General features: G+C 67.7%; 13 protein-coding genes. 6 read left to right on the top strand and 7 right to left on the bottom strand.

The features are described from left to right. Window positions 1-88: 88 nt before the first annotated feature. The 6 genes from BOO69_RS05295 to proS form a co-directional block, all read right to left on the bottom strand. Window positions 89-1,069 (bottom strand): Ldh family oxidoreductase, encoded by a 981-nt coding sequence (locus BOO69_RS05295; protein WP_071970971.1) that lies wholly within the window; start codon window positions 1,067-1,069, stop codon window positions 89-91. A 93-nt stretch (window positions 1,070-1,162) separates the two neighbouring features. Continuing rightward, a complete protein-coding gene (locus tag BOO69_RS05290; RefSeq protein WP_071970969.1) occupies window positions 1,163-1,846 on the bottom strand; it encodes an ABC transporter ATP-binding protein in 684 nt (227 codons plus the stop codon). Further along, window positions 1,839-3,128, bottom strand: coding sequence for a lipoprotein-releasing ABC transporter permease subunit (locus BOO69_RS05285; protein WP_071970967.1), 1,290 nt, complete (start codon window positions 3,126-3,128; stop codon window positions 1,839-1,841). The genes BOO69_RS05290 and BOO69_RS05285 overlap by 8 nt, the downstream gene beginning before the upstream one ends. A gap of 47 nt (window positions 3,129-3,175) precedes the next feature. Beyond that, on the bottom strand, window positions 3,176-3,670 hold the full coding sequence (locus tag BOO69_RS05280) for a DUF2937 family protein (protein WP_071970965.1): 495 nt from the start codon (window positions 3,668-3,670) through the stop codon (window positions 3,176-3,178). Continuing rightward, window positions 3,667-4,623, bottom strand: coding sequence for a serine hydrolase domain-containing protein (locus BOO69_RS05275; RefSeq protein WP_071970963.1), 957 nt, complete (start codon window positions 4,621-4,623; stop codon window positions 3,667-3,669). The genes BOO69_RS05280 and BOO69_RS05275 overlap by 4 nt, the downstream gene beginning before the upstream one ends. A 59-nt stretch (window positions 4,624-4,682) precedes the next feature. After that, window positions 4,683-6,023: a proline--tRNA ligase gene (gene proS, locus BOO69_RS05270; RefSeq protein WP_071970961.1), complete on the bottom strand. Its 1,341-nt coding sequence runs from the start codon at window positions 6,021-6,023 to the stop codon at window positions 4,683-4,685. Window positions 6,024-6,202: 179 nt separating this feature from the next. Between proS and BOO69_RS05265 the strand changes: the two genes are divergently transcribed. Further along, window positions 6,203-7,843: an ABC transporter substrate-binding protein gene (locus tag BOO69_RS05265; RefSeq protein WP_071970959.1), complete on the top strand. Its 1,641-nt coding sequence runs from the start codon at window positions 6,203-6,205 to the stop codon at window positions 7,841-7,843. A 149-nt stretch (window positions 7,844-7,992) separates the two neighbouring features. On the opposite strand, the gene pepT is transcribed toward BOO69_RS05265, so the two are convergent. Then, window positions 7,993-9,228, bottom strand: a complete 1,236-nt coding sequence (pepT, locus tag BOO69_RS05260; RefSeq protein ID WP_071970957.1) for a peptidase T — start codon at window positions 9,226-9,228, stop codon at window positions 7,993-7,995. 201 nt (window positions 9,229-9,429) lie between these two features. Here pepT and BOO69_RS05255 point away from each other — a divergent pair, with 201 nt between their 5' ends. The 5 genes from BOO69_RS05255 to BOO69_RS05235 all read left to right on the top strand — a co-directional run bounded on the left by BOO69_RS05255 (window position 9,430) and on the right by BOO69_RS05235 (window position 14,458). After that, on the top strand, window positions 9,430-9,960 hold the full coding sequence (locus tag BOO69_RS05255) for a methanogen output domain 1-containing protein (protein WP_071970954.1): 531 nt from the start codon (window positions 9,430-9,432) through the stop codon (window positions 9,958-9,960). A 7-nt stretch (window positions 9,961-9,967) separates the two neighbouring features. Beyond that, a complete protein-coding gene (locus BOO69_RS05250) occupies window positions 9,968-12,022 on the top strand; it encodes a response regulator (protein WP_071970952.1) in 2,055 nt (684 codons plus the stop codon). A 194-nt stretch (window positions 12,023-12,216) separates the two neighbouring features. After that, the gene (locus BOO69_RS05245) at window positions 12,217-12,714 is read left to right on the top strand and encodes a peptidase associated/transthyretin-like domain-containing protein (RefSeq protein WP_071973652.1); all 498 of its coding nucleotides are present in this window, start codon (window positions 12,217-12,219) and stop codon (window positions 12,712-12,714) included. A gap of 3 nt (window positions 12,715-12,717) precedes the next feature. Next, window positions 12,718-13,329 carry a ferric reductase-like transmembrane domain-containing protein gene (locus BOO69_RS05240; RefSeq protein ID WP_071970950.1) on the top strand — a complete coding sequence of 204 codons (612 nt, stop codon included), beginning with the start codon at window positions 12,718-12,720 and terminating at the stop codon, window positions 13,327-13,329. Window positions 13,330-13,387: 58 nt separating this feature from the next. Next, window positions 13,388-14,458 (top strand): AI-2E family transporter, encoded by a 1,071-nt coding sequence (locus BOO69_RS05235; protein ID WP_071970948.1) that lies wholly within the window; start codon window positions 13,388-13,390, stop codon window positions 14,456-14,458. The last annotated feature ends 1 nt before the right edge of the window (window position 14,459 follow it).

Genomic DNA, 14,459 nt, shown 5'->3' with positions numbered 1-14,459 from the left:
GCTCCTGTTGGTTTGCCCCCTTGTCGCATCCTTCGCCCGCGGTTGCCATGATCCAGATCAAGGGCGCGCGCCCTGCACCCTGCGGGCGTCAGGCCCCGGCAAGCGTCCGGATCGTCGTCCACAGGGCGTCCGGCACGTCGACGCTGGCGGCGGGGCTCTTGTGCTGGCCCGGCATCCGCGCGCCCGGGTCCGCCGCCACCGCCTCGGCCAGTGCCGCGAGCCGATCGCCGAAATCCGCCGAGGCGGACGGGTCGATCACGATGTAATACTGGCCCAGGTCGTGCGGCGGCCCCTCCGGCGCCTTCAGCGGCTGCACGTCCTTCGACAGGACGCTGCCCGCCATGCCCGCCGCGAGGATCTCCGCCATCAGGCCGAAGCCCCACCCCTTGTAGCCCCCGGCCGACGTCAGCGTGCCCTTCAGCGCCGCCTCGGGGTCGGTGGTGGGATTGCCCTCGGCATCCAGCGCCCAGCCTTCGGGGATGGGTTCGCCGGCCGCCCGGGCCATGGCGATCTTGCCCAGGGCCACGGTGGTGGTGGACTGATCGACCTGCAGCGCGATGCCGCCCCGCCCGTCCGGCACCGAAAAGGCGACGGGATTGGTGCCGATCACCGGGCGGCGCCCGCCCGGGGCCGCCACGACGGGCGAGGCATTGGTGAAACCGATGCCGATCAGCCCGGCCCGGGCGATCTGTTCGGTAAAATATCCGAGCGCCGTGCAGGTATGGGCATGGCTGACGGCGAGGGTCGCGACGCCGTGCTGGCGGGCCGCATCCAGCGCCACTGTCAGCCCGTAGGCAAAGGCGGGCTGGGCAAATCCGAACCGGGCGTCGACGTGGACCACGGCGGACCGGGGCGTGGTGACCGCCGGGGTCACGTCGCCCCGAACCCGCCCGGTGGTCAGCTGCCGACAGTAGCTTTCGACATAGGCAAGGCCGCAGATCCGATTGCCCGTGGATTCAGCCGCCGCGACCGCGCGCGCCACTTCGGCGGCGGCAAAGGTATCGGCCCCGTGACCCATCAGGGCAGCCTGGACCGTTTCGGCGATATCCTTGAGCGAAACCTCTGCCATGCGCGACGATCTCCAAGTGCGGCAAGGTCACTGTGGGACGCACATGGAAGGACCGTCAAGCGCGATGACGCGGCCCCGCCGGGGCACGCGGCATCAGGCCGGCACCAGCCGCCCCGCGTCCAGCCGGATCTGGCGGTCCATCCGCGCGGCGAGGTCGAGATTGTGGGTCGCGATCAGGGCGGCCAGCCCGGTGCCGCGCACCAGCGACATCAGCGCCGCGAAGACCTGGTCCGAGGTGTTGGGATCGAGGTTGCCGGTGGGTTCGTCGGCCAGCAGCAGGCGGGGTGCGTTGGCCAGCGCCCGGCAGAAGGCGACGCGCTGCTGTTCGCCGCCCGACAGGGCTGCCGGGCGATGATCCGCGCGCGGTTCGATGCCGACCTCGGCCAGAAGCGCCCGCGCGCGCGTCTCCGCCGCCCCCCGGCCGGTCCCGTTGGCAAGCTGCGGCAGCACGATGTTCTCGAGCGCCGTGAATTCCGGCAGCAGGTGGTGAAACTGGTAGATGAAACCGACGTCGGCGCGGCGGACGGCCGTGCGGCGCCGGTCGCCGAGGCCGGTCATGTCTTCGCCGCCGATCCCGACGGTCCCGGTGTCGGGCGTGTCGAGCAGGCCCGCGATGTGCAGCAGTGTCGACTTGCCCGCACCGGACGGCGCCACGAGCGCCACCACTTCGCCGGGCGCGACCTGCAGGTCGATGCCGCGCAGGACCTGCACCTCGTTCGGGGCGCCGGGATTGTAGGACTTGGCGATCCCTTTCAGGTCGAGGGCCGGATCACTCATAGCGCAGCGCCTCCACCGGGTTCATCCGCGCGGCGCGGCGCGCGGGAAAGATCGTGACGATAAAGGAGAGCCCGAGCGAGAGCGCAACGGCCGACAGCACGTCCGCAAGCTCCAGCTTGGCGGGCAGGAAATAGATGCCCCGAATCGACGCGTCCCAGGCCGTGCCGCCGGAGAGGTAGTTCACCGCGGCGAAGATCTGGTCGACGTAGATCGCGAAGAGGCACCCCAGGATCACCCCCATCACGGTGCCGATGATGCCGGTAAAGGCCCCGCAGATGAAGAAGACGCGCAGCACGGATCCTTCGGTCAGGCCCATGGTGCGCAGGATGCCGATGTCGCGGCCCTTGTTCTTGACCAGCATGATGAGGCCCGACACGATGTTCATCGCCGCGATCAGCACCAGCACCGACAGGATCACGAACATCACCCGGTCCTCGATGTCCAGCGCGTTGAGGAAGGACCCGGACGCATCGCGCCAGGTCCAGACCTGTGCGCGGTCGCCCGCGGCCTGCAGCAGCGGCACGGTCAGGTCGTCCACCGCTTCCGGATCTTCGACCATCACTTCAATCTCGTCCGCCAACCCCTCGCGATTGAAGAAGGATTGCGCTTCGGCAAGGGGAAGATAGACACGGGTGCGGTCGATGTCGTAGCGGCCCGCCTCGAAGATGTAGACCACCTCGTAGGCATTCACGCGGGGGCTGGTGCCGAACGCGGTCTTGACGCCGTTGGGCGAGATCAGCTTGACCATGTCGCCCACGTCGACACCCAGCGTCCGGGCCACGCCCGCGCCGATCGCCATGCCTTCGTCGAAGCGGTCGATGTCGCCCACGGCATTTTCGGATCCCGCAATGCGCGGTATCGTCTTGAGGTCGTCCAGCGCGATGCCAAAGACCTCGACCCCCGCGTTGGACTGTCCGCGGTTCGCCATGACCTGCTGGCGCACCAGCGGCGCGGCGCGGGTCACGCCCGCCACACCGGCGATGGCGGTGGCCATGTCCTCGTAGTTGGAAATCGACCGGTCGATCTGGCCGTTCTGCGCCACTTCGCCCAGCTGGTAGACCGTCACGTGGGCGTTGGCGCCAAGGATCGTATCGACGAACTCGGCACGAAAACCCGAGCGCACGGACAGCGTGGCGATCAGGGCAAAGACAGCCAGCGTGATGCCGATCAGGCTGATCCATGTCATGACGCTGACGCCCCCCTCGGCACGCCGGGCACGCAGGTAGCGCCAGGCGATCATCCATTCGAAGGGGGCAAAGGGGGCGGTGCTGTTCTGCGCCATGCGGGCTCCTGAGATTTGGCGCAAACTGGGGCTTTGCGCCTGCAGCGTCAAGCGCGCTTTGCGCGGCGGAAGGGCGCGGCCAGAAGGCGGCACAGGGCGCCGCAGACGGCGACCCCCAGCACGAAACCCACGGCGGCAAAGACAAGACCGGCGAAATGCACGGGAACGGCGGGCCGGTAGGCAGCCCATGCGGCGCGGGCGATCTGGCGGTCGGTCAGGCGCGCCGCATGGTAGGCCCGCATGAACGGGCCCTGCCCTTCGATCGCGGCGAGATCGGCGCGCAGCCGGTCGTAGCGGCGGAACGTGGCGGCCATGTCCGCCCGCCGGCGGTCGAGGAATTCGGTGCCCTGCATCTGCGCCAGCGCCTGTTCTCGCCCGAGGCCGACGGCAGCCGCCGATGCGTCGAAATCCGCGACCACCTCGGCCAGGGCATCGACGGCCCCGCCCAGCCGCTGGGTGTACTGCTGCGAGAACTCGGGGAATTGCGACAGGCCCGCCGCGCCCGCAAGGCCCCCGGCCAGGGTAAGCATGCGCAGGATCATTCGAATACCGCGCCCCCGATCGCCGCATCGAGGGCAAAGAGCCGGTCCCACCCTAGGCAGCCGTCGACGCCCGCCACCGCCATCCAGCCGTTGGCAAAGCGCACGGCGTAGGCTGCGGCCTCGGCCCTGCCAGGATAGCAGAGCAGTCCGAAGTGCCAGTAGTTGCGCCCGCCCCCGAACGGGCGCGAGATCATGCCCGCGCCATAGCTGGCGCCACCACCGGCATCCACCGCCGGCCATGCGTCGGGATCGCTGCCGATTGGTCCTTCGGGGCCAAAGCCCCATTCCATGAGCCGCGCGAAATCCTGCACCGGCATCTGCCAGCCCCCCGCCGGCAGCAGGCCCGCCATGCCCGGCACCGTCGCGGCGCCGCTCACGCCGGCGGGTCCGAGAACCGCGTCGGTGCAGTGGTCAGCGTAGTCGCTGCCGGTCTCGGTGGCGATCATCGCGCCGATGATCTCGTAATTCTCGTTGTTGTAGTGAAACCGGCCCGGCGTGCCTTCCTGCGCGGCCCGGTCGAGGGCGCGTCGGGCGATCCGGGCCTGCGCGTCGGGCCTGTCGAGGATGTCGCGCAGCCCGAGCCCCTGCGTCTCGTCCGGGGCGAGCCCCGCCGAATGGGTCATCAAGCCCGCCAGCGTGACATCCGCGCTGCCGTGGCCCAGCACCTCGCGCGCCGTGGTCTGCCACGTCCACGACCCGTCCTGCACAAGCGTCACGGCGCAAAGCGCGGTCACCGTCTTGCTGAGGCTGCCCAGCACCACCGGCATCCCGGCCTCCGTGCCCAGCGTCACGTCGCGGCGATGCACGCCGTCCCGCCACAGGGATAGGACGGCGGTACCGGTCCCGGTCTCTTCGGCCCAGTCACGGAAGGCCTGTTCGACACGTTCGGGCACGTCCCCGAACGCGGCGCGCGCCATCAACAGGATGGCGGCGGTCAGCGTGATCGTCTTCATGGGCCTGCTCCCGACCTCTTGGTGCCATGCTAGCACGCGGGCCGTGGACGCGCGAACCCTCAGTGAATGGCGGCGTAAACCTGCGCAACCCGCTCGACAGCCTGCTCGGGCGACATTTCCTCGCTCTCGCCGGTGCGGCGCGAGGTCAGTTCGACGACCCCGTTCTTGAGCCCGCGCGGCCCGACGGTGATCCGCCAGGGCAGACCGATCAGGTCCATGGTGGCGAACTTTGCCCCGGCCCCGCCCTTGGTATCGTCATAGAGCGGGTCCAGCCCGACGGTCCGCAGCGACCGGTAGAGCGCGTCGCAGGCCGCGTCGGCCTCGGCATCGCCCTGCTTGAGGTTCACGATGCCGCAATGGAACGGGGTCACGCCTTCGGGCCAGATGATCCCGCGCTCGTCGTGGCTGGCTTCGATGATCGCCCCCAGAAGGCGGCTGACCCCGATGCCGTGGCTGCCCATATGCACCGGCACCGGTTTGCCGTCGGGCCCCTGTACCGTGGCGCCCATCGGCTCGGAGTACTTGGTGCCGAAATAGAAGATCTGCCCCACCTCGATTCCCCGCGCGCTGCGGCGGCGCTCCTCGGGGATCTGGCTGAACAGCGCCTCGTCGTGGGTCTCGTCGGTGCGGGCGTAGCGCGAGGTGAACTCCTCGAGCACGGCGGCGCAGGCGGCGTGATCGTCGTGGTCGATCTCGCGGTCGCCGAACTTCAGGTCCGTGATCTCGCTGTCGTAGAACACCTCCGACTCGCCCGTTTCCGCCAGGACCAGGAATTCATGGGTGTCGTCGCCACCGATGGGGCCGCTGTCGGCGCGCATCGGGATCGCCTGAAGCCCCATGCGTTCGTAGGTCCGCAGGTAGCTGACCAGGTGCCGGTTGTAGGCGTGCAGCGCGTCCTCCTTTGTCAGGTCGAAGTTGTAGCCGTCCTTCATCAGGAACTCGCGGCCCCGCATCACGCCGAAGCGGGGGCGGATCTCGTCACGGAACTTCCACTGGATATGGTAGAGCGTCAGCGGCAGGTCCTTGTAGCTGCCCACGTGGCTGCGGAAGATGTCGGTGATCAGCTCTTCATTGGTGGGGCCATAGAGCATGTCGCGGTCCTGCCGGTCGCGGATGCGCAGCATCTCGGGGCCATAGGCGTCGTACCGGCCGGATTCCCGCCACAGGTCGGCCGATTGCAGGGTCGGCATGAGCATCGGGATATGGCCGACCCGCTGCTGTTCCTCGTGGACGATCTGTTCGATCCGGCGCAGGACCTTGTAGCCCAGCGGCAGCCAGGAATAGATACCCGCGCTGGCCTGCTTGATCATGCCAGCCCGCAGCATCAGCCGGTGGCTGACGATCTGCGCCTCGCTGGGCGTTTCTTTCAGCACGGGCAGGAAATATCGGCTCAGACGCATGGCGGGCTCCCTTGTTGGACGACTTCTGCGGCCTGACTATGCCATGTCCGCGCCGCCCGCAATCGCGATGCGCGGACCGGAACGTGTTTGATATCCCGGGGCACGCGCTATGTGGTGACCGGACCGGCCCGCGCCGCTCGACCGTGCACCCTTTGACGTTTCCTGGACAAGAGACCCTCATGATGCCATCCCACTCCACCCACCCCGCCGCCCGTGCCTACGCCCGCGAAGTCGCCGACGGCAGCCTGTCGCGGCGCGAATTCCTCACCCGTGCGACCTCGCTGGGGCTGACGGCGACGGCGGCCTACGCCCTGATCGGCCTGTCGCGCCCCGTGCGGGCCGCCGCCCATGCCCAGCAGGGCGGAACCCTCCGCATCCAGAGCAGCGTGAAGGCGCTGAAAGATCCGCGCACCTTCGACTGGCCGCAGATGTCGAACTTCACCCGCGGCTGGCTGGAATACCTCGTCGAATACCAGACCGACGGCTCCTTCGCGCCCTCGCTGCTGGAAAGCTGGGAGATCAACGAGGATGCCACCGAATACACGTTGAAGGTGCGCGAGGGCGTCACCTGGAACAACGGCGAGCCCTTCACGGCCGAGGATGTCGCGATGAACATCGAACGCTGGTGCGACAAAGGGGTCGAAGGCAATTCCATGGCCTCCCGCATGGCGTCGCTGGTGGACGCGGAAACCGGCCAGGCGCGCGAGGGGGCGATCGAAGTGGTGGATGACCGCACCGTGAAGCTGACCCTGAACAACGCCGACATCACGCTGATCGCGGGCTTTTCCGATTACCCGGCCGCCGTGGTCCACAGCTCGTCCACCGGCAACCCGCTGGAAAATCCGATCGGGACTGGCCCCTACCTTCCGGCGGAATTCGAGGTGGGCGTGCGCGCCGTACTCGAACGCAATCCCGATCACCAGTGGTGGGGTGAGGGCGCCTATCTCGACCGGATCGAATACATCGACTACGGGACCGAGCAGTCGGCCGTTCTCGCGGCCGTCGAGTCCGAGGAAGTGGACATGCTCTATGAATCCCTGGGCGACTACATCACGCTCTTCGACGATTTCGGCTGGGAGAAGTCGGAGGCCGTGACCGCGAACACGATCGTGATCCGCACCAACCAGGAGGCCGAGGTCAACGGCACGAAGCCCTATGCGGACGTGCGGGTGCGGCGCGCGCTGGCGATGGCGGTGAACAACGCCGTCTGCCTCGAACTGGGCTTCAACGACAACGGGCTCGTGGCGGAGAACCACCACGTGGCGCCGCTGCACCCGGAATACGCGGACGTGGGCAAGCCGGTCTACGACCCCGCCGCGGCGGTCGCGCTGATGGAAGAGGCCGGCATGGCCGATTTCGAGCACGATCTGATCTCGATCGACGACACATGGCGCAAGAACACCACCGACAGCGTGGCCGCCCAGCTGCGGGACGCGGGCATCAACGTCAAGCGGACGATCCTGCCGGGTGCCACCTTCTGGAACGACTGGGTCGGCTATCCGTTCTCCTCCACCGACTGGGCGCAGCGGCCGCTGGGCGTGCAGGTGCTGGCGCTGGCGTATCGGTCCGGCGAAGCCTGGAACGAGACCGCCTTCTCCAACGAAGAGTTCGACTCGCTGCTGACGGAAGCGCTGGCCATCGCGGACGCGGACCAGCGCCGCGAGGTCATGGCGAAGATCGAGAAGCTGATGCAGGACGAAGGCGTCGTGATCCAGCCCTACTGGCGCTCGATCTACCGTCACTACCGTCCCGGCGTGGTGGGTGCCGAGATGCATCCCACCTTCGAGATCCACGTGGCCAAGCTGGGCCTCGCCGGCTGACGATCCGCGACCGGCACGCAGCTGCCTGCCGGTCGCCCCCCTGCCCCTTCATTGTTCCCCAAATACACCAGAGCGCGAGACAGCGTCTCGCATCGCGATTTGGCCCCGCCAAATCGCAGGCATCGCGTGCGGGCCGCAGGCCCGCGCCGTCAGGTCACCGCCCGCCGCGCCAGCGCGATCGCCACCCGTGTCGCCAACGCCATGTCCTGCACCGAAATCCACTCCAGCGGGCCGTGGATTTCCTGCATCCCGGTAAAGACGTTGGGGCACGGCACGCCCATCTCGGTCAGGCGCGAGCCGTCGGTCCCGCCCCGGATCGGTACCGAGACGGGCGTGAGCCCCACGTCCGCGACGGCCGCGCGCACCAGATCCACCGGGGTCATGTCCTTTTCGAGCCAGTAGCGCATGTTGCGGTACTGCGGCGTGATTTCGCAGGTGATCCGCGCGCGCGGCTCGGTCGCGGCCACGGCATCGCAGACCTGCCGCAGCAGCGCACCCTTGGCCTCCAGCCCCGCGCGCTCGAAGTCGCGCAGGATCAGGGTGATCACCGCCTCGGACGACCCGCCCTGCATCTCCACCACGTGGAGAAAGCCCTCCGTTCCCTCCGTGGTCTCGGGCGTCATGGTCACATGCGGCAGGGTCATCACGATCTTGGAGGCGAGGTGCAGGGCGTTCACCATCTTGCCCCTGGCAAAGCCCGGATGCGCCGAGACGCCCGTCACCGTCACCTTGGCCCCATCGGCCGAGAAGGTCTCGTACTCGATCTCGCCGGGCTTGCCGCCATCGAAGGTATAGGCGAAATCGGCGCCGAGGTCGGCCGGCAGGCGGGGATCCACGCCGCGCCCGATCTCCTCGTCCGGGGTGAAGGCCAGGCGAATCGGACCATGCGGGATGTCGGGGTTTTCCAGCAGGTGCCGCGCGGCGGTCATCGCGATGGCCACCCCCGCCTTGTCGTCCCCGCCCAGAAGGGTCAGGCCGCTCGCGGTGATGATGTCCTCGCCCTCCTTGCCCGCCAGGTGGGGCGAGACCTCCGGGTTGAGCTTCAGGTCCGGCGCATCGGCAAAGGAGATGTCGCCGCCGTTGTAGCGGCGGTGCACCACCGGTTTGACCCCGGTGGCGTTGTACTGCGGCGCGGTGTCCACATGGGCGCACCACCCCATCACCGGCCCCGGCGCGGTGCCCGGCACGGTCGCCAGCACCACGCCGTAGTCCGTCAGGACGACATCCTGCGCCCCCATCTGTTCCAGCTCCTCGACCAGCAACCGCGACAGGTCGAGCTGGATCGCCGTGCTGGGCTGGTCGGGCGATGCCGCGTCGCTTTGCGTGTCTATGGCGGCGTAGCGGACGAGCCGCCCTTCCAGTTCCTCGTCGAAGTCGCTGCGCATGGGGATCTCCTGCCGGTGTGTCGGCGGCAGAGTATGCCCAAAGCCGGTGCAGTCAACCGCGCCCCGCACCGGCGGGCGCGCGCGCTGTCTGCCGGTTGGATTTTGGCCGCGTTTGGGGTATGGTGCGGTATTGAACGTGCGACGACCGCTGCCGGACGCAAGGACGGACACCGAGGCGCGTCGCAGCCGGAGAAGCGTGCCATGACCCACGATCTACCCGAACCGGAACGCGCGCCGGCGGTCGAAAAGGACGCGTTCATGCGCTCCGTCCTGCGCCAGCTCATGGGTCTGCTTGAACAGACCATCGGCGAAAGCGAGGCGGAAGCCTACGTGAACTACGTCGGGGTTTCGCTGGGGCGGATCATCAACGCGGATTATCGCGCCGCCTATGCGGTACAGCAGCTGGACACGCGGCAGGTGGCCGCGACGCTGGTCGACCTGAAGGCCCGGCTCGAAGGCGGCTTCTCCATCGAATCGATCGATGCCGAGAAGATCGTGCTCGTGAACACGGCCTGCCCCTTCGGCGAAAGCGTGGTGGGCCTGCCCTCGATCTGCCGGATGACGGCCAACATCTTCGGTCATGTCACGGCGGAAAACCTCGGCTATGCACGGGTGACCATCGACAAGTCCATCGCGCGCGGCGATCCCGGATGCCGTGTCATCGTGCGTCTCGTCCCCCCCGACCACGCGCCCGCCACCGGGGAAAGCGAGTTCTTCGGAAGCGCGGTTTAGCACGGGCATGACCGACACCGACGGGCAAACCCTCGACACGCTGTCCCGACTGACGGGAAACGCCACGCTGATCATCGACCCGGCGGCGGGGGTCGTGCGATATGCCAGCGCGCACGCGGTGGATCTGCTGGGCCCGGTGCTGAACCGGCGGGATGTGCCGGTATCGGACGCGTTCCTGATCGAGGACGGCGCCTTCGACGCCTTCATGCGGGATGCGTTGACCGTGACCTCGCCGATCATGTCGAGCGTCCGCCGGCACGCGGGCAACCCGCCCCTCGCGGCAAAGGCGATGCGGCTGGCCCTCAAGGACGCCCCGCCGCAGGTGCTTCTGCTGCTCGATCCCGAGCCGGAACTTTCCACGCGCTTCCGGCTTCTGGCGGAAACGATCGGTGAACTGAATGCCGAGGTCGGCCGCCGCGTGCGCGCGGAACTGCACCTGTCGCACACCATCTCCGCCCTGCGCCGGGCCGTTTCCGTGATCCACCGTCTGTCTGCTGTCGACATCTCCAGCGGAGACTACCTCGAGCAGGCGGGCACGATCATCCACGGAGCCATGGACAGCGCAGGCATCGCCATCGTGGTCGGCGTCCGGAACCGGCTGCAGGTGCAGGCCGTGACCGGCGAACTGGCCGTGGATGGCGTTCGGGGGGCCAGGCTCAACGGGTCGCTGACCGCCTACCAGCAACAGTATCCCGAAAAGGGCTGGCGCAGGGAGTTCATGTCGGCGGCGGCGGCGGCCTGGGCCGATCGGGTCGCGGTGGAGGAGGCCGTGGCGCTGCCGCTCGCGGTATCGGGCGAGTTTCGCGGGGCCCTTGTCGTGAGCGGGCGGCCCGATCTGGTCAAGGACGACAACGCCCGGCTGGAATGGGACCTGATCGCAGAGGCACTCGGCAGCGTCATCTCGCGGGCCGAGATCGAGGCCCGGCTGATCCACGCCCAGAAACTGCAGGCGATCGGACAACTCACGGGCGGAATCGCGCATGATTTCAACAACATTCTCGCCGTCGTGATGGGCAACGCCGAACTCTTGCTCGAGGAAATGGGCAAGCTCGATCTGGAACTGGCCGGCGAGATCCGCGATGCCGCGCTCAGGGGCGCGACCCTGACATCGCGGCTGCTCTCCTTTGCCCGCAAGCAGCCGCTGCGGCCCGAGCCCACGGACGTGAACGCGCTCCTGCGCGCCTTCGATCCGATGATCCGCCGCACCGTCACTGAAAACATAGACGTCGAGCTCGTCAGTTCCGGCGGTCTGTGGGAAACGCAGATCGACCGCAGCCAGCTCGAGAACGCGGTGCTGAACCTCGCACTGAACGCCCGCGATGCCATGCCCAATGGCGGCAAGCTGACGATCGAGACCGCAAACACGAGGCTCGACCACGACTATGCCGCACGCCATGCGGAGGTGGAACCGGGTCAATACGTCATGATCGCGGTCAGCGACACGGGCCATGGCATGGACCCCGAGACCATCGAGGAAGCCTTCACCCCCTTCTTCACCACCAAGGAGGTCGGCAAGGGCAGCGGTTTGGGCCTGAGCATGGTATTCGGGTTCGTCAAACAGTCACTCGGCCACGTCAAGATCTACTCCGAAGGAGAAATGGGCACCACGGTGCGGATGTATTTCCCGCGCCATATCTCGGAGGACGAGGCGCAGCGGACCTTGCAAGGCAGCGGCGCGGAGACGGCCGACAGCGGTTCGGGCCGCATCCTGCTGGTGGAGGACGACCCCGGCGTGCTGCGCTACCTCAGCCGCAGCCTCGCCCGCGTCGGGTTCGATGTCGAAGGGGTTCAGACCGGCGAGGAAGGGCTGGAGCGCGTGAAACGCGGCGGTTTCGACATCCTGCTGACCGACGTCGTCCTCCCCGGAGAGATCAGCGGCTCGAAGCTGGCCGAGCTTGCGCGCACGCTGATGCCCGATCTGCCGGTCCTGTTCATGTCAGGCTATACCGAGAATTCGATCGTTCACCACGGGCGCCTCGATCCGGGGGTCAACTTCATCTCCAAGCCGTTCACCCGCGACCAGCTCGTGCGGCGGCTGAACGACCTGATGCCCCGGACGTGATCGGCCCCGGCGCGGGGGTCACGATTGCGTGACGGCGAGACCAACCGCTGCCAACATCACGCCGGAACATCCTGTTGTTAAAACGAAAATTGTTCGCCCATGCCCGACCGGAGCGTGCACGCGTGGGTTTGTTGCATCGGCGTGTGATCTATATCGTCGGTCAGCAAGATATCCTGACGATGAAGGAGACCCTGATGAATACCCCGTTCTACAATCGCCGGTCCTTTCTGATTGCCGCGGGCCTCGGCGGCCTCGCCCTTGCGACCGCGCCGCGCGGCCTGATCGGCGCCGCATGGGCGCAGGAAGGCCTTTCGCCCACCGAGACCATGCGCGGCGGCAGCAACAACTACCGCCCGAACGCGCCGCTTGTCGACAGCCTTGGGAAGGGTTTCGAGATGTCGGGCACCGTGCGCCGCGCGGGAGACGGCGCGCCGCTGGAAGGCGTCCGCATCCAGATCTGGGCGGCCACGACCCGAGGCGGCGAGCGCGAGCCCTCCAACCACGGCAGCGTCCTGACACGCGCCGACGGATCCTACCGGCTGGAGATGGAGCAGATCGTGCCGAATTTCGGTCAGCCGCACGCGCATCTGGCGTATGACGACGGTGCCTACAGGACGGTCTTCCTGCGGCCGGTGATGCCCTCCGCGAGCGACACCAGCCTGACCGCGGATTTCGTTCTGGCCCCCGCCTGACCGATGCTGCCCGGACTGCCCCGAGCGGCGGCCTGGGCCGCGGTGACGCTGGCGGCGTTGATCCCGGTCGGTCTGATCTGGACCAGCCCCTATCTCGCGGGCCGCGCGCCCGTCTACATCGCCGCGGGCGTGGCCGGGGCCACGGCGCTGGCGGTTCTTCTCGTCCAGCCCCTGCTGGCGGGCAACTACCTGCCCGGCCTCAGCGCCGCCGCCGCCCGGCGCTGGCACCGGCGCATGGGGGCCGTGCTGTGCGCCGCCGTCATCGTGCATATCGGCGGGTTGTACCTGACCAGCCCCCCGGACACGCTGGACGCGTTGATGCTGGTGTCGCCCACGCCGTTTTCCGTCTATGGCGTGATGGCGATGTGGGCGCTGGTCGCGACCGTCGCGCTGGTGGCGCTGCGCCGACTGCTGCCGTTGCGTTCGACCCAGTGGAAGGTCTTGCACAACCTGCTGGCCGCGGTGGTGGTTCTGGGCAGCATCGTGCACGCGCTGCTGATCGAGGGAACGATGGAAACCCGCTCCAAATGGGTTCTGTGCATCGCCATCGCCTGCGTGACCGGCTTTGCAATCCTGCATCTGCGGCTGGTCAAATCGCGGGCCGCGCGCCGCTGACACTTGAAAATCGCCGCGCCATGGGCGAAGGGATATGCCATCATTTCCGGAGAGACCCATGGCCCTGCCGATCCGAGAGCAACTGAAATACTGGGGCATCGCGGCAGTGGTGTTCATGGTGGCGCTGTGGTTCCTGGGCCAGGTCCTGGTGCCGTTCCTGCTGGGCGGGGCCATCGCCTATTTCCTCGACCCGATCGCGGATCGGCTGGAACGGCTGGGGCTGAGCCGGACCCTTGCCACCGCCGTCATCACCTTCGTCGCGATCCTGATCTTCGTGATCATGGCGCTGCTCGTGATCCCGACGCTGGTGTCCCAGGCCACATCGCTGGTCGAGACGGCGCCACGGCTCTTCCGGGATTTCACCGATTTCATGACGACGCGGTTTCCCGCGTTGCTGGAAGAGGATTCGACCCTGCGCAATTCGCTCACCTCGGTCGGAGAGACGATCCAGGAACGTGGTGGCCAGCTGCTTGAAACCGCCATCGCCTCGTTCGCGTCGATCCTGAACGTGATCATCCTGTTCGTCATCGTTCCGGTGGTGTCGGTCTACCTGCTGCTGGACTGGGACCGCATGGTGGCCGCCATCGACCGGCTGCTGCCGCGCGACCACGCCCCGACGATCCGGCAACTGGCGCGGGACGTGGACCAGACGCTGGCCTCGTTCATCCGCGGCATGGGGACCGTCTGTCTCATCCTCGGCACCTACTATGCCTTCGCCCTGATGCTGGTGGGGCTGCAGTTCGGCCTGGTCGTGGGGTTCATTGCCGGTCTGGTGACCTTCATCCCCTATCTCGGCGCGCTTCTTGGCGGGGCGCTGGCCATCGGGCTGGCGCTGTTCCAGTTCTGGGGCGACTGGGTCTCCATCGGGCTGGTCGCGGGCATCTTCGTGATCGGTCAGGTGGTCGAAGGCAACGTGCTGACGCCCAAGCTGGTGGGCGATTCCGTCGGGCTGCATCCGGTCTGGCTGATCCTCGCCCTGTCGGTCTTCGGTACGCTGTTCGGCTTTGTCGGGATGCTGGTGGCGGTGCCGCTGGCCGCCGCCCTGGGGGTGTTGGCACGATTTGCCATCGACCGCTACAAACACAGCATGCTGTACCTCGGTACCGATCCGACGACGATGGACGACTGAC

It is taken from the genome of Sulfitobacter alexandrii (assembly GCF_001886735.1).
GTDB lineage: Bacteria > Pseudomonadota > Alphaproteobacteria > Rhodobacterales > Rhodobacteraceae > Sulfitobacter > Sulfitobacter alexandrii.
Note: the sequence above shows the minus strand (reverse complement) of the source record. Positions and strands in the feature narration are given on the sequence as shown.

Coding starts and splice junctions, on each gene's coding strand:
- BOO69_RS05295 (WP_071970971.1), bottom strand. CDS start 1,069: ATGGCAGAGGTTTCGCTCAAGGATATCGCCGAAACGGTCCAGGCTGCC.
- BOO69_RS05290 (WP_071970969.1), bottom strand. CDS start 1,846: ATGAGTGATCCGGCCCTCGACCTGAAAGGGATCGCCAAGTCCTACAAT.
- BOO69_RS05285 (WP_071970967.1), bottom strand. CDS start 3,128: ATGGCGCAGAACAGCACCGCCCCCTTTGCCCCCTTCGAATGGATGATC.
- BOO69_RS05280 (WP_071970965.1), bottom strand. CDS start 3,670: ATGATCCTGCGCATGCTTACCCTGGCCGGGGGCCTTGCGGGCGCGGCG.
- BOO69_RS05275 (WP_071970963.1), bottom strand. CDS start 4,623: ATGAAGACGATCACGCTGACCGCCGCCATCCTGTTGATGGCGCGCGCC.
- proS (WP_071970961.1), bottom strand. CDS start 6,023: ATGCGTCTGAGCCGATATTTCCTGCCCGTGCTGAAAGAAACGCCCAGC.
- BOO69_RS05265 (WP_071970959.1), top strand. CDS start 6,203: ATGATGCCATCCCACTCCACCCACCCCGCCGCCCGTGCCTACGCCCGC.
- pepT (WP_071970957.1), bottom strand. CDS start 9,228: ATGCGCAGCGACTTCGACGAGGAACTGGAAGGGCGGCTCGTCCGCTAC.
- BOO69_RS05255 (WP_071970954.1), top strand. CDS start 9,430: ATGACCCACGATCTACCCGAACCGGAACGCGCGCCGGCGGTCGAAAAG.
- BOO69_RS05250 (WP_071970952.1), top strand. CDS start 9,968: ATGACCGACACCGACGGGCAAACCCTCGACACGCTGTCCCGACTGACG.
- BOO69_RS05245 (WP_071973652.1), top strand. CDS start 12,217: ATGAATACCCCGTTCTACAATCGCCGGTCCTTTCTGATTGCCGCGGGC.
- BOO69_RS05240 (WP_071970950.1), top strand. CDS start 12,718: ATGCTGCCCGGACTGCCCCGAGCGGCGGCCTGGGCCGCGGTGACGCTG.
- BOO69_RS05235 (WP_071970948.1), top strand. CDS start 13,388: ATGGCCCTGCCGATCCGAGAGCAACTGAAATACTGGGGCATCGCGGCA.